The sequence below is a fragment of the Lysobacter sp. yr284 genome (genome assembly GCF_900107375.1).
Lineage (GTDB): Bacteria > Pseudomonadota > Gammaproteobacteria > Xanthomonadales > Xanthomonadaceae > Lysobacter.
The window spans coordinates 377,560-396,972 of the sequence record NZ_FNPT01000001.1; the positions used below are offsets into that span (position 1 = coordinate 377,560).

The window sequence follows — 19,413 nt, forward strand, 5'->3', positions numbered from 1 at the left end:
TCGCGGACCCGCGGCGCGGGTCAGTCGGAGACCGGCGCGAGGGAACCGTCAGAGGATAGCGTAAAGCGCGCCACGTTCGCGCGGCTGAACGGCGTCAGATCGACCGGCTGGCCGGCGTTGAGCACCTGCACCGCCGAGGTGTTGCCGAGGCGGACGTTGGCGACTTCGCCAGGCGCGTAGCTGCGTTCCTGGCCGGCGCCGAGGATGCCTTCCTCGAGCTTGCGGCCGTCGTTGCCGACGATCTGCACCCAGCTGTCGCCGCTGAACTTGAACGTCAGCGCCTGCGGCGCGGACGCGGCCGGCGCGGCCGGCGGCAGGCTCGGGCCGATCGAGGCGATCACCGGGGTGCGCTGCGGCGGCTCGCTGGCCGGGCGCGCGGACTGCGCCGCATCGGCGCCGGCCGGCAATGCGGCCATGTCCAGCGACTGCACCGCGCTGTTGCCGGCCGGATGGCGGGTGGCGATCCAGATCGGCACCGCGATCGCCGCGGTCATGACGATGTAGACGGCGCGGCGGGTGGTCTGTTCGAACACCCGGCGGTAGCGCGGGGTGTGGGTGTGGCTGACCAGCTCCGACGGCGCGGTCGAGGCGATCGGACTGCCGACCAACTGCTCTTCCAGGTCGACCCCGAGCAGGCGCGCGTAGCTGCGCAACTGGCCGCGCACGAACACCGGCGCGCCGATGCGGGCGAAGTCGTCGTGCTCCAGCGATTGGATCGCGCGCGCGGGCATCTTGAGCTTCGCGGCCACGTCTTCGATCGACAGCCCCGCCGCTTCGCGAGCCTGTTTCAGACGCGCGCCGCAGCTTCCGCCGACTTCAGGCGCGAATTCGTTCGACTGCATCATCACTTACCGCCATCCCCCGATTCGGAGCCCTGCGCGTCAGGGAACTCCGCCCTCATTCGCTGAACGTATCTCGCGGCGGCAGCCCTGTCGCCGAGTTTTTCTTCGATTTGTGACGCAGTCATCAGCGCTTCAGCTGAAATAGGCTCAACGGCCAGACGGCGTTCAGAAAATGCGCGCGCCTCGAAGGCCTTGCCCAGGCGCAACTGGCGCGCGGCCATCGCGCTCAGCGCGGTGGCGTTCTCCGGCTCCAGCGACAGCGCCTGGCGCAGTTCGCGCTCGGCGCGGTCGCCCTCGCCGGCGCGGTCGGCGCAGGCGCCGCTGTTGGCCAGCAGCACGGCCAGGTCGGTGTAGGACGGGTCGACGCGGGCGCGGTCGAAATAGCCCAGCGCCTGGCCCGGCTGCCGGTTGGCGCACAGCCACACCGCGTAGTTGTTGAGCGCCGCGCCGCGTTCCGGCGCCAGTTCGGCGGCCTTGCGGTAGTAGCCGCCGGCTTCGGCGCTCTTGCCGTCGCGTTCGGCCATCACCGCCATCACGCTGTAGGCCTCGGCCGACTTCGGGTCGAGCTTGAGCGCCTGGCGCAGTTCCTCGCGCGCCTTGGCGTCCTGGCCGGCCTGCACGTAACGCTGCGCGGCCAGCACCCGCGAGGTCGCGGCGGCCTGCCCGCTCGAGCCGCGCTGGTCGTTCTTGAAGTCGAAGGTGGGGCCGCTCGAGTCGGAGCCGCGGCGCTCCAGGTTGGGCTTGATGAAGGTCAGGCGATTGCAGGCGGCGGTGCCGGCCAGCACCAGCGCGGACAGGACCAGGCCGCCGAGTAGGCGGGCGCGGGCCGAACGGATCGGCCGGTCAAGCGGCATCGCCGATCTCCCCGCCGCGGCCCGCGTCCTGGTCGAGGCCCTGCGCCTGCAGGCGCTTGCGGAACTCGGCCTGGCGCCGGGTGCGGTCCAGCACCTGGCCCTTGAGCTGGCCGCAGGCGGCGTCGATATCGTCGCCGCGGGTGCGCCGCACCGGCGCGATCATGCCGGACTCGTTGAGCAGCTTCTGGAAGGCGCGGATGGCCGCGTCGTCCGGGCGCTCGAAACGGGTGCCGGGGAACGGGTTGAACGGAATCAGGTTGACCTTGGCCGCGTCCTTCATCTGCACCGCGTTGTCGAACTGGCGCAGCAGCCGCACCAGTTGCCGCGCGTGCTGCGGTTGGTCGTTGACGCCCTTCATCAGGGTGTATTCGAACGTCACCGAGGTGCCGCGCTTGCGCAGCGCGTAGCGCACGCAGGCCTCCATCAGCACGGCGATCGGGTATTTCTTGTTCAGCGGGACCAGCTCGCTGCGCAGCTCGTCGTTGGGCGCGTGCAGCGACACCGCCAGCGACACGTCGGACACTTCGCCGAGCTTGTCGATCATCGGCACCATGCCGGCGGTCGACAGGGTCACGCGCTTGTTGGCCAGGCCGTAGCCGAGGTCGTCGCGCATGATGCTCATCGCGCGCACGACGTTGTCGAAGTTCGCCAGCGGCTCGCCCATGCCCATCATCACCACGTTGGTGAGGCGGCGCTGCTGGTGCGGGACGTTGCCGAGGTGGCGCGCCGCGACCCACACCTGGCCGATGATCTCGGCGGTGGACAGGTTGCGGTTGAAGCCCTGGGTCGCGGTCGAGCAGAACTGGCAGTTGAGCGCGCAGCCGACCTGCGAGGACACGCACAGCGTGCCGCGGCCCTTGTCGGGGATGTACACCGCCTCGATCGCGTTCTTCGGGTCCATGCCGAGCAGCCACTTGTGGGTGCCGTCGGTGGAGGGCTTGTCGAACACGACCATCGGCGCGCGCACTTGCGCGTTCGCCTCGAGCTTGGCGCGCAGCGCCTTGCCCAGGTCGGTCATTTCGGCGAAGTCGGTGACGTAGCGGTGGTGGATCCACTTCATCACCTGGTGCGCGCGGTAGCGCTTCTCGCCCAGGGTCTGTTCGAAGAAATCCTCGAGCTGGGTGCGGTCGAGGTCGAACAGGTTGGTCTTGCCGTTGTCGGGCACGGCGGCGGCGGGTTTGGCCGCCGCCGTGGCCGGAACCGCTGCGACGGCGTCCGCGGCCGCATCGACGCGCACGGCGTCGATGGGCTCGTTCCCTGCGGCCTGCGCGTCGGCGGCGGAAGGGGCGTCGATGTTGTCGCGGATATCGTTCACTGCGGTCTCGTGTTTGCTGCTGCGCTCAGCGCCTGGCGATCAGCGCGCGTAGACGTCGGTGGCCGGGAAGAAGTACGCGATCTCGATCGCGGCGTTCTCCAGGCTGTCCGAACCGTGCACGGCGTTGGCGTCGATGCTGTCGGCGAAGTCGGCGCGGATGGTGCCCGGCGCGGCGTCCTTCGGGTTGGTGGCGCCCATCAGGTCGCGGTGCTTGAGCACGGCGTTGTCGCCCTGCAACGCCTGGATCATCACCGGGCCGCTGATCATGAACTCGACCAGCGCGGCGAAAAACGGACGTTCGCGGTGGACGGCGTAGAAACCTTCCGCTTCCTGCTTCGACAGGTGCTTCATCTTGGCGGCGACGACCTTGAGGCCGGCCTTCTCGAAGCGGGTGTAGATCTCGCCGACCACGTTCTTGGCGACGGCGTCGGGCTTGATGATGGACAGGGTGCGCTCCAGCGCCATGGAATCTCTCCGGGTAGGCGGGCCGCTTGCGGTCGGCCCTGAGAATAACAGAAAACCCGCGACGGGACGCGGGTTTAGCCGATATGGCTGCGGTAATTCTACATGCAAGCGCGGCGATTCGGGAGTGGGCGCGACGGCCGACGCGGCGATTTCCCGCCCTGCCCGGCTTTGCCGTTCGCCGCCGTCGGCGGCCCGACATACGCCACCGGATTGACCGCGGCCCGGCGCCCGGACTAGCATCAAACAAGCGTTTGATTCATGGCCACCCCTGGCCGCGTCCCGGAGCCGCCCGTCCGCATGTCCAGCACCGCCCATTTCTCGACCAAGGACCGCATTCTCGGCGCCGCCGAGGAGTTGTTCGCCCAGTTCGGCTTCACCGGCACGTCGCTGCGCCAGGTCACCAGCCGCGCCGACGTCAACATCGCCGCGGTCAACTACCACTTCGGCAGCAAGGAAAACCTGGTCAACGAGGTGTTCCGCCGGCGCATGGACGAGATGACCGCGCAGCGCCTGAGCGCGCTCAAGGCCGCCCTGGCCGAGCATCCGGGCGAACTGGAGCCGATCCTGGCCGCCTTCGTCGAACCCGCCCTGGCCCTGGCCCAGGACCGCAACGGCGGCGGCGCCTTCGTCCGGGTCATCGCCCGCGCCTACGCCGAGAAGAACGACAGCCTGCGCAAGTTCCTGTCCGACCACTACGGCCACGTCCTGCGCGAGTTCGCCAAGGCCATCGCCACCGCGGTGCCGGGGCTGAGCAAGGAGGAACTGTATTGGCGCCTGGACTTCCTGGCCGGCTCGCTGACCTATGCGATGGCCGACTTCGGCCTGATCAAGCGTCCCGCCGGTGTCACCGAACAGGCGCACCGTGAACGCGCCGCGCGCGAACTGATCCGCTTCGCCGCCGCCGGCTTCAAGAGCTGAGCGGCGCAGGCGCCGGCCCCGGCGGGGGCCGCGCCGCCGGACGGCCGCGAACCCGGCCCCGGTCCCGAACCTCCCCCGCCGCCGGATTCCCCGCCACCCACCATTCCCGCGTTACCTGAAGCCGCTTCGTGCAGCGCACTGTCCCAGCCCGCTCGCGAATCTCTATTCCTTCAAGGAGTTGTAGACGATGTCCAACCAATTGCTAGTCCGCCGCGCCGCGGTCCTCGGCGCCGGCGTCATGGGCGCCCAGATCGCCGCGCACCTGACCAACGCCGGCGTCGACACGGTCCTGTTCGACCTGGCCGCCAAAGATGGCGACCCCAACGGCATCGTCAACAAGGCCATCGCCAACCTGGCCAAGCTGAGCCCGGCGCCGCTGGCGAGCAAGACCCTGGCCGAACGCCTGACCGCGGCCAACTACGACACCGGCCTGGAACAGCTGCGCGGCTGCGACCTGGTGATCGAGGCCATCGCCGAGCGCATGGACTGGAAGCAGGACCTGTACAAGAAGATCGCCGACTACGTGCCCGAGCACGCCGTGCTGGCCTCCAACACCTCCGGCCTGGGCATCAACAAGCTCGCCGAGGTGCTGCCCGAGCAGCTGCGCCACCGCTTCCTCGGCGTGCACTTCTTCAACCCGCCGCGCTACATGCACCTGGCCGAGCTGATCCCGGCCAAGACCACCGACGCGGCGGTGCTGGAAGGCCTGGAAACCTTCCTGACCACCACCCTCGGCAAGGGCGTGGTGATCGCCAAGGACACCCCGAACTTCATCGGCAACCGCATCGGCGTGTTCTCGATGCTGGCCGCGATGCACCACACCGAGCAGTTCGGCCTGGGCTTCGACACGGTCGACGCGCTGACCGGCCCGGCGATCGGCCGGCCGAAGTCGGCGACCTACCGCACCGCCGACGTGGTCGGCCTGGACACCATGGCCCACGTCATCAAGACCATGGCCGACACCCTGCCCGACGACCCGTGGCACTCGTACTTCAAGGCGCCCAAGTGGCTGAGCGCGCTGGTCGAGAAGGGCGCGCTGGGGCAGAAGGCCGGCGCCGGCTTCTACACCAAGAAGGGCAAGGACATCCTGGTCCTGGACCTGAAGGCGCAGGACTACCGCGTCTCCGCCGGCGAGCTCGATCCCGAGGTCGCGGCGATGCTGAAGGAGAAGGACCCGGCCAAGAAGTTCGCCGCGCTGCGCGCCAGCCAGAACCCGCAGGCGCAGTTCCTGTGGGCGGCGTTCCGCGACACCTTCCACTACAGCGCCTATCACCTGGAATCCATCGCCGACACCGCGCGCGACGTCGACTTCGCCATGCGCTGGGGCTACGGCTGGTCGCTGGGCCCGTTCGAGACCTGGCAGGCCGCCGGCTGGAAGCAGGTCGCCGACTGGATCGCCGAGGACATCGTCGCCGGCAAGGCCATGGCCAGCGCGCCGCTGCCGAACTGGGTGTTCGACGGCCGCGAGGGCGTGCACGACGGCAAGGGCAGCTACAGCCCGGGCCGCGGCGCGCAGGTGCCGCGTTCGTCGAATCCGGTGTACGCGCGCCAGCGCTTCCCCGACGCGCTGCTCGGCGAGAAATTCTCGCAGGGCCAGACCGTGTTCGAGAACGACGGCATCCGCCTGTGGGCCGACGACGGCGACGACATCGCGGTGATCAGCTTCAAGACCAAGATGCACACGGTCAACGACCATGTGCTCAACGGGATTCAAGAAGCCATCGGCATCGCCGAGAAGAAGTTCAAGGGCGTGGTGATCTGGCAGCCGAAGGAGCCGTTCTCGGCCGGCGCCGACCTGTCCGGCGCGCTCGGCCTGCTGCAGGCCGGCGACATCAAGGGCTTCGAGGCGATGGTCGCCAACTTCCAGGCCACCAGCCAGCGCATCAAGTACTCGCTGGTGCCGGTGGTCGCGGCGGTGCGCGGGCTCGCGCTCGGCGGCGGCTGCGAGTTCCAGATGCATTCGGCGCGCGCGGTGTTCGCGCTGGAAAGCTATGTCGGCCTGGTCGAGGCCGGCGTCGGCCTGCTGCCGGCCGGCGGCGGGCTCAAGGAGCTGGCGGTGCGCGCGTCCGATGCGGCCGGTCCGGGCGGCGACGTGTTCGCCCACCTGAAGACCGCGTTCGAAAGCGTGGCGATGGGCAAGGTCGCGACCTCGGCGTTCGAAGTGCGCGAGCTCAAGCTCGCCCGCCAGGACGACATCGTCGTGTTCAACGCGTTCGAGCTGCTGCACGCCGCCAAGGCGCAGGCGCGCGGCCTGGCCGAGGCCGGCTACCGCCCGCCGCTGCCGGCACGGCGCATCCAGGCCGCCGGCGACGTCGGCATCGCCACCTTCAAGATGCTGCTGGTGAACATGCTCGAAGGCCGCTTCATCTCCCCGCACGACTACGAGATCGCCAGCCGCATCGCCACCGTGATCTGCGGCGGCGAAGTCGACCGCGGCGCGCTGGTCGACGAGGAATGGCTGCTCAAGCTCGAACGCGAGCATTTCGTCGCCCTGGCGCAGATGCCCAAGACCCAGGAACGCATCGCGCACATGCTCAAGACCGGCAAGCCGCTGCGCAACTAAGCCGACGACGACATAGGACTAATCGAGATGACCAAGCAAATCCAAGACGCCTACATCGTCGCCGCCACCCGCACCCCGGTCGGCAAGGCTCCGCGCGGCGTGTTCCGCAACACCCGTCCCGACGACATGCTCGCCCACGTGCTCAAGGCCGTGGTCGCGCAGGCGCCGGGCATCGACCTGAGCCGCATCGACGACGCCATCATCGGCTGCGCCATGCCCGAGGGCGAGCAAGGCATGAACGTGGCGCGCATCGGCGTGCTGCTGGCCGGCCTGCCCGACACCGTCGCCGCGCAGACCGTCAACCGCTTCTGCTCCTCCGGCCTGCAGGCCGTGGCGCTGGCGGCCAACGAGATCCGCCTGGGCAACGCCGACCTGGTCCTGGCCGGCGGCACCGAGTCGATGTCGATGGTGCCGATGATGGGCAACAAGGTCGCGCTGTCGCCGTCGGTGTTCAAGGACGACCACGTCGCCATCGCCTACGGCATGGGCATCACCGCCGAGAAGGTCGCCGAGGAGTGGAAGGTCTCGCGCGAGGAGCAGGACGCGTTCGCCGCCGCTTCGCACCTCAAGGCGCTGGCGGCGCAGGCCGCCGGCGAGTTCAAGCGCGAGATCACGCCCTATGAGGTGATCTCGCACGTGCCCGACCTGTCGTCGAACGCGATCAAGCTGCGCCAGCTGCTGGTCGAGAACGACGAAGGCCCGCGCGCCGACACCTCGGCCGAAGGCCTGGCCAAGCTCAAGCCGGTGTTCCGCAACGGCCAGTTCGGCGGCACCGTCACCGCCGGCAACAGCTCGCAGATGAGCGACGGCGCCGCGGCGATCCTGCTGGCCTCGGGCCAGGCGGTGAAGGACTACGGCCTGACCCCGCTGGCGCGTTTCGTCAGCTTCTCCGTCGCCGGCGTGCGCCCGGAAGTGATGGGCATCGGCCCGATCGCCGCGATCCCGAAGGCGCTCAAGCAGGCCGGCCTGAGCAAGGACCAGCTCGACTGGATCGAGCTCAACGAAGCCTTCGCCGCGCAGGCGCTGGCGGTGATCCGCGACAGCGAACTCGACCCGTCCAAGGTCAACCCGCTCGGCGGCGCGATCGCGCTCGGCCACCCGCTCGGCGCCACCGGCGCGATCCGCACCGCGACCATCGTGCACGGCCTGCAGCGCCGCAAGCAGAAGTACGGCTTGGTGACGATGTGCATCGGCACCGGCATGGGCGCGGCGGGGATTTTCGAAGCGCTGTAAGCGCCCGCTGCGTCGAACGCAAAAAACCCCGGGAATTCCCGGGGTTTTTTGTTGCCGCGGAAGCCGCCTGCAGGAGCGGCGCAAGCCGCGAGCGCGCCAACGCAATCGCGGCGAAGACTCGGCCGGCGCGAAAGAGCATCGGCCGCTGGCCGGACGAAGGCATGCCAAGCGTTCGTCGCGGCGGCCTTGGCGCGGTCGCGGCTTGCGCCGCTCCTACAGGGGGCGAGCGAGGATTCGGAAAAACAAAAACCCCGGCGCCGGGCTAGGCCGTGCGCCGGGGGCCGCGCGACGCCACCCACAAGACAGGCGCGCGCGAACGACGAAAACGATGGCAGCGCGGCCGCCGCGTCGCGGCGGCCGGGAACGGGCCGGCGCGCGGCGCTAGGGTCGCCGCGCGCGGGCAAGGCTCACTTCGGGCAGGCGGTGAATTTGCCCTTGGCGTCGCGGCAATGGGTGGCCTCGGCCTTCTTGGCGCAGGCGATGAACTTGCCCTTGGCGTCGCGGCAGCGTTCGGTCGCGGCCTTGGCCGGGGCGGCCTTGGCGGGCGCGGCCGTGGCGGCGGCGGACGCGGGCTTGGCCGCGGGCATCGCCGCCGGCGCGGACTTGGTCGCGGTGGCCGGCTGCGCGGCGGGCGCGGCCTGCGGCGCGGCGATCGCGCCCAGGCTCAGGGACAGCAGGACGGAAGCGAGCGAAACGGCGAGCGTGCGGCGCATGGCGAGACTCCCTGAAGGACGACCGGAAGGTGGGTCGCAGGGGGATGCTAGCGCCGGGCTGCGCGCGGGGGTGTGTTTGGCGGATTAAATTTACTTAATGAAGGTGCGCAGAAGCGGCGCCGAATGTGCGGTTTCGCGGTCGCGGCTTGCGCCGCTCCTACAAGGGGCGCTCGTAGCGACGTCGCCGACTGTAGGGGCGGTGCAAGCCGCGACCGCGAAACCCCGACCTGCGTCGCAAACGACGGCCACCCTCGCCGCTTCAGGCCGCCCCGCTCCACTGCGCCGCCGCCCCGCCTCAGGCCAACCGCGTCCCGTTCGGCACCGGCCGCTCGATCGCGGTCACCACCACGCCCTCGTCCGTCGGGAAACCGGTCAGCAGGAACTCCGACACGAACGGCCCGATCTGCTTGGGCGGAAAGTTGATCACCCCGACGATCTGCCGCCCGACCAGGGCCTCGGCCGAATACAGCTGGCGGATCTGCGCGCTGGTCTTGCGTATCCCGTACGGGCCGAAGTCGACCCACAGCTTCCACGCCGGCTTGCGCGCCTGCGGGAATTCCTCGACCTGGGTCACCGTGCCGGCGCAGATCACCACTTTCTCGAAATCGCCCCAGCTGATCGGTTCGTGCGCCGGTGCGGCGCCGTGTTCGTTCTCGCTCATCGATCGCGTCTCTCGCTCTTGTCCTTGAACCAATCCTTGAACTGCGCCCAGGCGTAGCTGGTTTGCGCGGCGACCAGCCCGGCGGGCTTGAACGCCGAGACCACGCCATAGCCGGACAACTCGCGCCAGCGCTCGTCGCCGTCGGCGATGGCCGCGGCCAGCAGTTCGCCGGCGAACGTGGTCGGCGCGACGCCGTGGCCGCCGAAGGCCTGGGCCAGCCACAGGCCCTCGCCGATGCGGCCGACCTGCGGCATCTGGTGGCGGGCGTAACTCATCAGGCCCGACCACGCATAGTCGATGCGCACGCCCGACAGCTGCGGGAACACCCGCAGCAGGTCGCGGTACAACAGCGCCTGCACCTGCCGCGGCGAACGGTCGCGCACCGAGATGCGCCCGCCCCACAGCACGCGGCCGTCGCGCAGGGGCCGATAGTAGTCGAAGGCGAAACGACTGTCGTAGACCGCCGCGCGGGTCTGCAGCGCGCTGTCGAGCAGTTCGCCCAGCGGCTGGGTGACCATGACGTAGGTCGCGATCGGCATCACCGCCGCGTCGACCTCGCGCCGCAGTCCGGCCAGGTAACCGCCGCAGGCCAGCACCACCTGCTCGGCGCGGACCTCGCCGCGCTCGCTGCGCACCCGCCAGCCCTCGCCGTCGCGCGCCAGCGACAGCGCGGGCGAGCCCTCGTGCACGCGCACGCCCCGCGCCTGCGCCTGCGCGGCCAGGCCCTGGGCGTACTTGAGCGGGTGGAAGTGGAAGGCCTGCGGTTCGAACAGCGCATCGTGATAGCGCTGACTGCGCACGCGTTCGCGCAGGCGCTCGCGCGGCCACCACTGCCATTCCACGCCGAAATGCTCGGCCAGCAGGCGCTGGCGCGCGCGCAGCACCTCGGGGTCGCGGAACCAGTTGGCCCAGATCACCCCGGCCTCGGTGGCGTCGCAGTCGATGCCGTAGCGGCGGATGCGCGCGCGGATCAGTTCGACCGCGTCGAGCGTGCCCTGGTACAGCGCCCTCGCACGCTGCGGCCCGAGTTCGCGCAGCAGCGCGTCCTCGCCGCGCGAAAAACCGCCGAACACGAAACCGCCGTTGCGCCCGGACGCGCCGTAGCCGACCCGCTGCGCCTCCAGCAGCACGACCTCGCCGACGCCGCGTTCGGCCAGCCCGAGCGCGGTGTTGAGCCCGGCGAAGCCGCCGCCGATCACGCACACCCGCGCGCGCGTGGGTTCCTCCAGCGCCGGCCAGGCGCGGTCGGCGTCGAGGCTGGCGCGGTAGTAGTGGTCGGCGAGTATGGACATGGACGGCCCGCGGCGCTTTGATGGCGGCGAACCCGCGCCGCACCCGGTCTGCGGGACCGCGCGGCCGTTCGACCGAGGATGGATTCGAGCCTGACGATGGACATCCACCGTGCCGACCTAGCCTACCGCAGACGCAGCCTGTGGCTGCTGCTGGCCATCGCCGCCGGCTGCGCGCTGGCGCTGTGGCAGTTGCACGGCTGGCTGCGCGACGTGCAGGCCCATGTGGCCACCGCCGATGCGGCCGAAGCGCGGCGCTGGCTGCGGCGCGCGCTGGCCGGATTGGCGCTGGCGCCGGCCGCGCCGCTGTGGCTGTGGGGCCGCGGCCTGCGCCGGCTGGGCCGCGCCGCCGGCGAACAGCGGCGCTTCCCGCCGCGCGACTGGAAGACCTACCGCGACGTGCGCGTGCTGCGCGACGCCGCCGCAGCCGCGTGGGCGGCGCGCAGCGAGCGCGCGGGCCGGTCGGCGCAGTACGCGGCCGCGGCCTGCGTGGCGGCGGCGCTGGCGTTGTGGGCGTGGCTGGGGTAATCGCCGGCGCGGTTCGCCAGGGCGGCGCCCGGCCCGCGACGAAGCGCAGCGCAACCGGCGCCCGGCGGGCGCGGCGGACCTGCGCATACGAAAAGGCCGCCGCTCCTCGCGCAGCGGCGGCCCGGTATCGCGGCGAATCCGGCGGCCGGCGAACCGGCGCGGCTCAGGCCAGGTCTTCGACGCCGAGTTCGTTGAGCGCGCTCTGCATCATCTGCCGCGCCGAGTCGCTGAGCTTCTCGTGGTCGAGCGCGTAGCGGATGGTCGCCTCGATCAGGCCGATGTGGGTGCCGCAGTCGAAACGCGTGCCCTGGAAGCGGTAGGCGTTGACCGCCTCCTGCTGCAGCAGGGTGGCGATCGCGTCGGTCAGCTGGATCTCGCCGCCGGCGCCCGGCGTGGTGTTCTCCAGCAGTTCGAAGATGCGCGGGTTGAGCACGTAGCGGCCGACCACGGCGAGGTTGCTCGGCGCCACCTCGGGCTTGGGCTTCTCGACGATGGCGGTGATGCGGCCCTGGCGCGCGTCGAAGTTCGAAGTCGCAACGATGCCGTAGCTGCCGGTCTGCTCGCGCGGCACGTCCTGCACGGCGATCGTGCTGGCGCCGCTGGCGGCGGACGCGTCGGCCATCTGCTTGAGCGCGCCGGCGCCGCCGCGGTTCCAGATCAGGTCGTCCGGCAGCAGCACGGCGAAGGGCTCGTTGCCGATCACGTCCTTGGCGCACAGCACCGCATGGCCCAGGCCCAGCGCTTCGGCCTGGGTCACGAACACCGCGCGCACGCCCGGCGGCAACACGTTGCGGATCAGTTCCAACTGCTCGGTCTTGCCCGAGCGTTCGAGCTTGTGCTCGAGCTCGTAGGCCTTGTCGAAGTAATCGGCGACCGCATGCTTGTAGCGGTTGGTGATGAACACCAGCGTGTCGCAACCGGCCTCGATGGCCTCGTCGACCGCGTACTGGATCAGCGGCCGATCGATGATCGGCAGCATCTCCTTGGGCACGGTCTTGGTCGCGGGGAGGAAACGGGTGCCGAGGCCGGCGACGGGAAACACGGCCTTGCGGATGCGTGCAGGCATCAAATCTTCCTGGCGTTGCGGGCGGGAAAGGCCACCACGGTAGCCGATTCCTTGTAATCCGGATGTTCACCGATCGGCTGGAACTCCGGAACCGCGACGCGCAGCAAGGCGCTGAGGGCTTCGCGGTCGTAGCGCACCGAGGCCTCGCGCAGCTGCTGCAGCGAATGCTCCAGCGTCGCGGCCGACACGTCGCGCGGCTCGGCCTGCAGGATCTTGGGATGCACGGTCGGGCGGTAGCGCTCGTCGGCGTGGAACAGGGTCTCGTGCAGTTTCTCGCCCGGACGCAGGCCGGTGTAGACGATGGCCACGTCGCGCCCCGGCTGCTTGCCGGCCAGGCGGATCATCTGCTCGGCCAGCAAGCGGATCGGCACCGGCTCGCCCATGTCCAGGGTATAGATGGCTTCGTGGGTGCCGATCGCCGAGGCCTGCAGGATCAGCTGACAGGCTTCGGGGATGGTCATGAAGAAGCGGGTCACTTCCGGATCGGTCACGGTGACCGGGCCGCCGGCGCGGATCTGTTCGCGGAACAGCGGCACCACGCTGCCGGCCGAATCGAGCACGTTGCCGAAGCGCACGGTGACGAAGCGGGTCTTGCGCTGGTCGGCCAGGGCCTGGCAGGTCATTTCGGCCAGGCGCTTGGTCGCGCCGAGCACGTTGACCGGATCGACCGCCTTGTCGGTGGAGATCAGCACGAAGGTGCCCACCCCGGCGGCGCGGCAGGCGCGCGCGACGGTCTCGGTGGACAACACGTTGTTGCGCACCGCTTCGCGCAACTGCGCTTCCAGCAGCGGCACCTGCTTGTAGGCGGCGGCGTGGAAGGCGGCGTCGGGTTCGGACAGCTTGAGCGCGTACTCGATCACCGCGCGGTCGCCGCAATCGCCCAGCACCGGGATGAATTCGACGTCGGGGAAGTCGCGGCGCAGCGCGGTCTCGGTGGTGACCAGGGCCAGTTCGTCGATCTCGATCAGGGCGATGCGGCCGGCGCCGTGGCGCGCGCACTGGCGCACCAGTTCCGAACCGATCGAACCGCCGGCGCCGGTGACCAGCACCGAGCGTCCGCCGAGCCAGCCGCGGATCGCCTTCCAGTCCGGCAGCACCGGCTTGCGGCCGAGCAGGTCCTCGATCGCGACTTCCTTGAGTTCGCCCGGCAGCGAACGGCCTTCGAGCACGTCCTGCAGGCGCGGGACCATGCGGAACGGCAGGCCAGTGCGCTCGCAGGCCATGACGATGCGCTGCATCGCGTTGGCGTCGGCCGAGGGCATCGCGATCACCAGCAGCTTGGCCGCGGTCTCGCGGGCGATGTCGGCCACGTCCTCGACCTTGCCCAGCACCGGCACGCCCTGCACCTTGCTGCCGCGCAGGCGCACCGCGTCGTCGAGGAAACCGATCGGGTGGTAGGTGCCGAAGCGGCGCAGGTCGCGCACCAGCGCTTCGCCGGCGCGGCCGGCGCCGAGGATCAGGATCCGCACCGAGACCGCGTTGACGCTGTCGATGCGGCTGTCCTTCCACGCGCGATAGAGCAGGCGCGGCGCGCCGAGCATGCCCATCAGCACCAGCGGATACAGCACCAGCACGGTGCGCGGCACCTGGTCGACGCGGTTGTAGAGGAACAGCCCGAGCACGATCGCGAACAGGCCGAGCATGCAGGCCTTGAAGATGTTCCAAAGGTCGGGCACGCCGGCGAAGCGCCACAGCCCGCGGTACAGGCCGACCTGCCAGAACACCAGGCCCTGCGCGGCCAGCACCAGCGCGATCTCGGTCGACCACAGCGGCAGCGGCGGCGGTTGCGCGATGACCCCGAAGCGCAGCTTGTGCAGCGCTTGCCAGACCAGCCAGACCATCGCGAGATCGTGCGCGACCACCGCCAGACGCGGCAGTCCGCTCTTGAGTCGATCACGCAATGAGCTCATTCCTGCCTCGCCTGTAAATCAATTTTGAGTTCGGTCGGTGCGCTCGCCGACCCCGCCGCTCACGGCGCGGACCGCTCGGTCCGTTGGATCAGCCACCACAAAAAAGCGGCGGATATATACCATCCGGCCCCCATACACAGCATGAAACCGATCCGGACTTCGGTCACAAGGTGCAGCGAGACTAGGGACAGCAGCGTGAAAATCGCATAGGCGAGGGTGACCCGGACATGCCCCATCCGGCGCGCCCAGACCTGGTAGGCGTGCTGGGTGTGCGGGGTCCACCAGCGCTCGCCGCGGCGCACCCGGCGCAGCAGGGTCAGGCTGGAATCGACCATGAATGCGGCCAGCGGGATCAGCAGGACCAGCGCCCGCGCCGGCTCGGCCTGGGCGGTCGCGGCCAGGGCGCCGAGGCCGGCGACGGCGTAGCCGATCGCGCCGCTGCCGACGTCGCCCATGAAGATCCGCGCGCGCGGAAAGTTGAACGGCAGGAACCCGGCGCAGGCCGCCAGCAGGGCCAGCGCCAGCCAGCTCCAGACCGGGCCGCCGAACCCGGCCAGGGCCAGCGCGACCAGGGCTGCCTGCGAAGCCGCCAGGCCGTCGATGCCGTCCATGAAGTTCCACACGTTGGTCAGCCCGACCGCGAACACGAAGGCGCCCAGGGCCAGCCACAGGTCGCCGCGCGCGTGCCAGACCGCCGCCGCCAGCAGCGCCGCGGCAAGGATGTGCACGGCCAGGCGCAGCCACGGCGACAGCGGGCGGTGGTCGTCGACCCAGCCGATCGCCGCGATCGCGGTCAGCCCCAGGCCGAAGGCCAGGGCCAGCGGCGCATAGGCGGGAAACTTCAGCCCCAGCGACACGGTCGCCGCCAGCAGCGCGATGACGATGGCGATGCCGCCGCCGCGCGGCGTCGCCACGCTATGGCTGCGGCGCTCGCCGGGTTGGTCGATCAGACGGCTGCGCAGCGCGTAGGCGCGCGCCAGCCAAGTACCGGCCGCGGCCAGCACGGCATGGATGGCGAGCCACGCCCACATCGCTCAGACCACCGCGTAGTTGAGCAGCGGCTTGACCGTGCCCCACTCCTTGCAGCTCGGGCATTGCCAGTGGTGGCTGCGCGCGCCGAAGCCGCAGCGGTTGCAGCGGTAGCTCGGGTTGCGCACCAGCAACTGGTCGGTGATGTGCTTGAGGTCGTGCAGGGTCGCCAGCGGATCGGCGCCCTCGGCCAGGGTCAGGTCGATCAGCGCCGCTTCGCCGCGCACCGACGGACGGTCCTTGAGCTGGCGCGCCAGGTAGGCGCGCGCCGCCGGCACGCCGTCCTCGGCCTCGACCATGCGGGTCAGCGCCAGCACCGGCGAGATGCCGCGGTAGTGCTCGCACATCTCGGCCAGGAACGCGCGCGCGCCGGTCGGGTCGCCGTTGCGCTCGTAGCAGCTCAGCAGCGTCGGCAGCACTTCGGGCAGGTAGTCCGGGTCGGCGCGGGCGACGCGCTCGAACGCGCGGATCGCCGCGGTGTCGTTGCCCGCCTCCACTTCGATCCGGCCTTCGAGCATGCCCGCGCGCACCGAGTTGGCGTCGGCCTCGTAGGCGCGCTTGACCGCCTCGCGCGCGGCCTGGGCGTCGCCGGCGGCGCGGTGGCGGTCGGCCAGCTCGCATTCGAACTGGGCGATCAGCTTGCCCATCGGCTCGCCGGTGGCGGCTTCGAAGCGCTGCGCGTTCTCGATCGCCTTGCCCCAGTCGCGCTCGGCCTGGTAGATGCCGATCAGGTGGCGCAGCGCCAGCGGCGCGCGCATGTCCAGCGCGACCAGGTCGCTGAAGACGGTCTCGGCGCGGTCGAGCAGGCCCGAGCGCATGTAGTCCTCGCCCAGCGCCAGCAGCGCCTGCACCTTCTGCTGGTCGCTCAGGCCCGGGCGCTGCACCAGCGCCTGGTGCAGGCGGATCGCGCGGTCGACCTCGCCGCGGCGGCGGAACAGGTGGCCCAGCGCGACCTGGGTCTCGAAGGTGTCCTTGTCGAGCTCGGCGATGTGCAGGAACAGCTCGATGGCCTTGTCCGGCTGCTCGTTGAGCAGGTAGTTCAGGCCGCGGAAGTAGGTGGTGGACAGGTGGCTGACCTGGTTGTCGCTGTGGCGCTCGCCGCCGCGGCGGCCGATCACCCAGCCGCTGAGCGCCGCGATCGGCAGCAACAGGAAGAACCAGAACCACTGACTGATGAATTCCATGCGCTCAGTTCTCGGCAGCGATGACGGCCGGCAGGCCGGAGCCGGCGGCGGAGTCGGCGCGCGCGCGCTCGGCGCGGGCGAGGCGGCGGCGCAGCGGCAGCACCACGCTGGCGCTGATCGCCAGCCCGCCGATCAGCGCGCCGGCCAGCAGCGACACGATCAGCACGATGCCCAGCGAAGTCGCCGGGACGAAGCCGAAGCCCAGGTCGATGCTGACGCTCTGGCGGTTGAGCGCGCCCAGGACCGCTCCGGCGGCCAGGCACAGCACAGCGATGAGTACGCGGATCAGGCGCATGAGGACTCCCGGGGTTCGTGTACGCGCGACGCGTGCGGCAGGCTAGAGAGTAGCCGACGCGACGCAGGGGCGCGTAGAGGCGACGGATCGCGGTTGCGGGCGGCCGCGAAGGCCCGTGCCCTCGCCCGCCAGCGGGTCGGCGAGGCGCCGCGCGCACGCCGCGCGATCGCGGTCGTGGCCGGCGGCGGCCGACTCAGCCTTCTTCGTCCAGCGGGGTCACGCCGCTGACGCGCTCGCGCAATTCCTTGCCGGGCTTGAAGTGCGGCACGTGCTTGCCGGGCAGCGCGACCGATTCGCCGGTCTTGGGATTGCGGCCCAGGCGCGGCGGACGGTAGTGCAGCGAGAAGCTGCCGAAGCCGCGGATTTCGATCCGCTCTCCGGCCGACAGGGCGCCGCCCATCATTTCCAACAAGGCTTTCACCGCCAGATCCACGTCGTCGCCCTTGAGGTGGGCCTGACGCTGGGAAAGGATCTCGATGAGCTCGGACTTGGTCATGCGCAGTGTTGCCTGGCCTTATGCAAAGGTCTTTGGTGAAGATGCGGCCTCGCGCCGCGCGCGATCCCCTGCCGCTGGCCCTGACGCGTTCCGGCCGTGCCGGCCCGCCGGGCCCGCTGTCTCGTCCCGATTGCGGGACGCGGCAGCGAATGATTCGTGGAACCGGTGTTGCGGTGGAGCGTGTCGCGCTGGAGCGGGTGTCGCATCGGCTTGCCCATCGTCCGACGGCGCCGGCGAGCGGCGCCGCGGAGGATGGCCGCCGCCCCGGCGGACCGGGACGGCGGCGTACCACGTGTCGCGATTACTCGGACTTGCCGCTCAGCCGCTCGCGCAGCAGCGCGCCCAGGCTGGTGGTGCCGCTGGCAGCGTCGCCGGCGTGACGGTTGTAGTCCGCCATGGCTTCCTGCTGGTCGGCTTCGTCCTTGGCCTTGATCGACAGCTGCATGCTGCGGCCCTTGCGGTCGGTGCCGATGATCTTGGCCTCGACGTCCTGGCCGACCTTCAGGTACGTGGAAGCGTCTTCGACGCGCTCCTTGGCGATGTCGCGCGCGGCGACGTAGCCTTCGATACCGTCGGCCAGCTCGATCACGGCGCCCTTGGCGTCGACTTCCTTCACCACGCCCTTGACGATCGAGCCCTTGGCGTTGGAAGCGACGTACTGACCCATCGGGTCCTGCTCGAGCTGCTTGACGCCCAGGCTGATGCGCTCGCGCTCCGGATCCACGGCCAGGACGACGGCTTCCAGCGTGTCGCCCTTCTTGTAGTTGCGGACCACGTCTTCGCCGGTGGTGTTCCAGCTGATGTCGGACAGGTGGACCAGGCCGTCGATGCCGCCGTCCAGGCCGATGAAGATGCCGAAGTCGGTGATCGACTTGATCTGGCCTTCGACCTTGTCGCCCTTCTTGTGGATGGCCGCGAAGGTCTCCCACGGGTTCGAGGTGACCTGCTTCATGCCCAGCGAGATGCGGCGACGCTCTTCATCGACGTCGAGCACCATGACCTGAACTTCATCGCCGACCTGCACGATCTTGGACGGGTTGACGTTCTTGTTGGTCCAATCCATTTCCGAGACGTGGACCAGGCCTTCGACGCCCGGCTCGATCTCGACGAACGCGCCGTAATCGGTGACGTTGCTGACCTTGCCGAACACGCGCGTGTTGGCCGGGTAGCGGCGGGCGATGTTGTCCCACGGATCCTCGCCCAGCTGCTTGAGGCCGAGGCTGACGCGGTTGCGCTCGCGGTCGTACTTGAGCACGCGCACGTCGAGCTCCTGGCCGACTTCCACGACTTCCGACGGGTGACGCACGCGCTTCCACGCCATGTCGGTGATGTGCAGCAGGCCGTCGATGCCGCCGAGGTCGACGAACGCGCCGTAGTCGGTGAGGTTCTTGACCACGCCCTTGAGGATCGCGCCTTCCTGCAGCTTCTCCATCAGCTGCTCGCGCTCGACGCTGTACTCGCTCTCGACCACCGCACGGCGGGAGACGACGATGTTGTTGCGCTTGCGGTCGAGCTTGATGAGCTTGAACTCGAGCTCCTTGCCTTCCAGGTACGCCGAGTCGCGCACCGGACGCACGTCGACCAGCGAACCGGGCAGGAAGCCGCGGACGTCCTTGATGTCGACGGTGAAGCCGCCCTTCACCTTGCCGCTGATGCGGCCGGTGATGGTCTCGTTCTTTTCCAGAGCCTGTTCGAGCTCGTCCCACACCATCGCGCGCTTGGCCTTCTCGCGCGAGAGCACGGTTTCGCCGAAGCCGTTCTCGATCGAGTCGAGGGCGACCTTGACTTCGTCGCCTTCGGCGACGTCGATCTCGCCGGCGTCGTTACGGAACTGTTCGATCGGCACGATGCCTTCGGACTTCAGGCCGGCGTTGATCACCACCACGTCGCCGCGGACTTCCACGACGACGCCGGTGACGATGGCGCCCGGCTTCAGCTTGGCCAGGTATTGCTGGCTCTGTTCGAACAGTTCGGCAAATGATTCGGTCATTGGATTTGATTACTCGGTTGAACACACGGATCGCACCGTTTGACATCGTTGCCGTCGTGGCA

Annotated in this window: 18 protein-coding genes; 4 read left to right on the forward strand and 14 right to left on the reverse strand. The window is 69.9% G+C overall.

Going from position 1 to position 19,413, the window contains the following annotated elements:
• Positions 1–20 precede the first annotated feature (20 nt).
• The 4 genes from BLV01_RS01495 to ndk all read right to left on the reverse strand — a co-directional run bounded on the left by BLV01_RS01495 (position 21) and on the right by ndk (position 3,476).
• A complete protein-coding gene (locus BLV01_RS01495) occupies positions 21–845 on the reverse strand; it encodes a helix-turn-helix domain-containing protein (protein WP_091793429.1) in 825 nt (274 codons plus the stop codon).
• Positions 845–1,696: a type IV pilus biogenesis/stability protein PilW gene (gene pilW, locus BLV01_RS01500; RefSeq protein ID WP_091793431.1), complete on the reverse strand. Its 852-nt coding sequence runs from the start codon at positions 1,694–1,696 to the stop codon at positions 845–847. The genes BLV01_RS01495 and pilW overlap by 1 nt, the downstream gene beginning before the upstream one ends.
• On the reverse strand, positions 1,686–2,861 hold the full coding sequence (gene rlmN / locus BLV01_RS01505; protein WP_175485777.1) for a dual-specificity RNA methyltransferase RlmN: 1,176 nt from the start codon (positions 2,859–2,861) through the stop codon (positions 1,686–1,688). The genes pilW and rlmN overlap by 11 nt, the downstream gene beginning before the upstream one ends.
• 189 nt (positions 2,862–3,050) lie before the next feature.
• On the reverse strand, positions 3,051–3,476 hold the full coding sequence (ndk, locus tag BLV01_RS01510; RefSeq protein WP_091793433.1) for a nucleoside-diphosphate kinase: 426 nt from the start codon (positions 3,474–3,476) through the stop codon (positions 3,051–3,053).
• Positions 3,477–3,773: 297 nt separating this feature from the next.
• Between ndk and BLV01_RS01515 the strand changes: the two genes are divergently transcribed.
• From BLV01_RS01515 to BLV01_RS01525, 3 genes are all read left to right on the forward strand, one after another.
• Positions 3,774–4,394: a TetR/AcrR family transcriptional regulator gene (locus BLV01_RS01515; protein ID WP_091793435.1), complete on the forward strand. Its 621-nt coding sequence runs from the start codon at positions 3,774–3,776 to the stop codon at positions 4,392–4,394.
• A gap of 187 nt (positions 4,395–4,581) precedes the next feature.
• Entirely contained in the window at positions 4,582–6,957 is a 2,376-nt protein-coding gene (locus BLV01_RS01520; RefSeq protein ID WP_091793437.1) for a 3-hydroxyacyl-CoA dehydrogenase/enoyl-CoA hydratase family protein, read from the forward strand.
• 27 nt (positions 6,958–6,984) lie between these two features.
• Positions 6,985–8,190 (forward strand): acetyl-CoA C-acyltransferase, encoded by a 1,206-nt coding sequence (locus tag BLV01_RS01525; RefSeq protein ID WP_091793439.1) that lies wholly within the window; start codon positions 6,985–6,987, stop codon positions 8,188–8,190.
• 407 nt (positions 8,191–8,597) lie between these two features.
• Here the strand turns inward: BLV01_RS01525 and BLV01_RS26555 are convergent, their stop codons facing one another.
• From BLV01_RS26555 to BLV01_RS01540, 3 genes are all read right to left on the reverse strand, one after another.
• The gene (locus BLV01_RS26555; protein ID WP_217633426.1) at positions 8,598–8,903 is read right to left on the reverse strand and encodes a hypothetical protein; all 306 of its coding nucleotides are present in this window, start codon (positions 8,901–8,903) and stop codon (positions 8,598–8,600) included.
• 295 nt (positions 8,904–9,198) lie between these two features.
• Positions 9,199–9,564, reverse strand: coding sequence for a tRNA-binding protein (locus BLV01_RS01535; protein ID WP_091793443.1), 366 nt, complete (start codon positions 9,562–9,564; stop codon positions 9,199–9,201).
• Entirely contained in the window at positions 9,561–10,856 is a 1,296-nt protein-coding gene (locus BLV01_RS01540; protein WP_091793445.1) for an NAD(P)/FAD-dependent oxidoreductase, read from the reverse strand. Before BLV01_RS01540 ends, BLV01_RS01535 begins: the two co-directional genes overlap by 4 nt.
• A gap of 96 nt (positions 10,857–10,952) precedes the next feature.
• On the opposite strand from BLV01_RS01540, the gene BLV01_RS01545 reads away from it, so the two are divergent.
• Positions 10,953–11,381: a hypothetical protein gene (locus BLV01_RS01545; protein WP_139178383.1), complete on the forward strand. Its 429-nt coding sequence runs from the start codon at positions 10,953–10,955 to the stop codon at positions 11,379–11,381.
• Positions 11,382–11,544: 163 nt separating this feature from the next.
• On the opposite strand, the gene galU is transcribed toward BLV01_RS01545, so the two are convergent.
• The 7 genes from galU to rpsA all read right to left on the reverse strand — a co-directional run bounded on the left by galU (position 11,545) and on the right by rpsA (position 19,351).
• Entirely contained in the window at positions 11,545–12,447 is a 903-nt protein-coding gene (gene galU, locus BLV01_RS01550; protein ID WP_078995787.1) for a UTP--glucose-1-phosphate uridylyltransferase GalU, read from the reverse strand.
• Positions 12,447–14,357: a polysaccharide biosynthesis protein gene (locus tag BLV01_RS01555; protein WP_091793449.1), complete on the reverse strand. Its 1,911-nt coding sequence runs from the start codon at positions 14,355–14,357 to the stop codon at positions 12,447–12,449. Before BLV01_RS01555 ends, galU begins: the two co-directional genes overlap by 1 nt.
• A gap of 59 nt (positions 14,358–14,416) precedes the next feature.
• Positions 14,417–15,388: an MraY family glycosyltransferase gene (locus BLV01_RS01560; RefSeq protein ID WP_091793450.1), complete on the reverse strand. Its 972-nt coding sequence runs from the start codon at positions 15,386–15,388 to the stop codon at positions 14,417–14,419.
• Between the two features lie 3 nt (positions 15,389–15,391).
• A complete protein-coding gene (lapB, locus tag BLV01_RS01565; protein WP_091793451.1) occupies positions 15,392–16,570 on the reverse strand; it encodes a lipopolysaccharide assembly protein LapB in 1,179 nt (392 codons plus the stop codon).
• 4 nt (positions 16,571–16,574) lie between these two features.
• The gene (locus BLV01_RS01570; protein WP_091793452.1) at positions 16,575–16,865 is read right to left on the reverse strand and encodes a LapA family protein; all 291 of its coding nucleotides are present in this window, start codon (positions 16,863–16,865) and stop codon (positions 16,575–16,577) included.
• A gap of 193 nt (positions 16,866–17,058) precedes the next feature.
• Positions 17,059–17,361: an integration host factor subunit beta gene (locus tag BLV01_RS01575; RefSeq protein WP_057947915.1), complete on the reverse strand. Its 303-nt coding sequence runs from the start codon at positions 17,359–17,361 to the stop codon at positions 17,059–17,061.
• 301 nt (positions 17,362–17,662) lie between these two features.
• Positions 17,663–19,351: a 30S ribosomal protein S1 gene (gene rpsA, locus BLV01_RS01580; RefSeq protein WP_091793453.1), complete on the reverse strand. Its 1,689-nt coding sequence runs from the start codon at positions 19,349–19,351 to the stop codon at positions 17,663–17,665.
• Between the last annotated feature and the right edge of the window lie 62 nt (positions 19,352–19,413).

Coding starts and splice junctions, on each gene's coding strand:
- BLV01_RS01495 (WP_091793429.1), bottom strand. CDS start 845: ATGATGCAGTCGAACGAATTCGCGCCTGAAGTCGGCGGAAGCTGCGGC.
- pilW (WP_091793431.1), bottom strand. CDS start 1,696: ATGCCGCTTGACCGGCCGATCCGTTCGGCCCGCGCCCGCCTACTCGGC.
- ndk (WP_091793433.1), bottom strand. CDS start 3,476: ATGGCGCTGGAGCGCACCCTGTCCATCATCAAGCCCGACGCCGTCGCC.
- BLV01_RS01515 (WP_091793435.1), top strand. CDS start 3,774: ATGTCCAGCACCGCCCATTTCTCGACCAAGGACCGCATTCTCGGCGCC.
- BLV01_RS01520 (WP_091793437.1), top strand. CDS start 4,582: ATGTCCAACCAATTGCTAGTCCGCCGCGCCGCGGTCCTCGGCGCCGGC.
- BLV01_RS01525 (WP_091793439.1), top strand. CDS start 6,985: ATGACCAAGCAAATCCAAGACGCCTACATCGTCGCCGCCACCCGCACC.
- BLV01_RS26555 (WP_217633426.1), bottom strand. CDS start 8,903: ATGCGCCGCACGCTCGCCGTTTCGCTCGCTTCCGTCCTGCTGTCCCTG.
- BLV01_RS01535 (WP_091793443.1), bottom strand. CDS start 9,564: ATGAGCGAGAACGAACACGGCGCCGCACCGGCGCACGAACCGATCAGC.
- BLV01_RS01540 (WP_091793445.1), bottom strand. CDS start 10,856: ATGTCCATACTCGCCGACCACTACTACCGCGCCAGCCTCGACGCCGAC.
- BLV01_RS01545 (WP_139178383.1), top strand. CDS start 10,953: ATGGACATCCACCGTGCCGACCTAGCCTACCGCAGACGCAGCCTGTGG.
- galU (WP_078995787.1), bottom strand. CDS start 12,447: ATGCCTGCACGCATCCGCAAGGCCGTGTTTCCCGTCGCCGGCCTCGGC.
- BLV01_RS01555 (WP_091793449.1), bottom strand. CDS start 14,357: ATGAGCTCATTGCGTGATCGACTCAAGAGCGGACTGCCGCGTCTGGCG.
- BLV01_RS01560 (WP_091793450.1), bottom strand. CDS start 15,388: ATGTGGGCGTGGCTCGCCATCCATGCCGTGCTGGCCGCGGCCGGTACT.
- lapB (WP_091793451.1), bottom strand. CDS start 16,570: ATGGAATTCATCAGTCAGTGGTTCTGGTTCTTCCTGTTGCTGCCGATC.
- BLV01_RS01570 (WP_091793452.1), bottom strand. CDS start 16,865: ATGCGCCTGATCCGCGTACTCATCGCTGTGCTGTGCCTGGCCGCCGGA.
- BLV01_RS01575 (WP_057947915.1), bottom strand. CDS start 17,361: ATGACCAAGTCCGAGCTCATCGAGATCCTTTCCCAGCGTCAGGCCCAC.
- rpsA (WP_091793453.1), bottom strand. CDS start 19,351: ATGACCGAATCATTTGCCGAACTGTTCGAACAGAGCCAGCAATACCTG.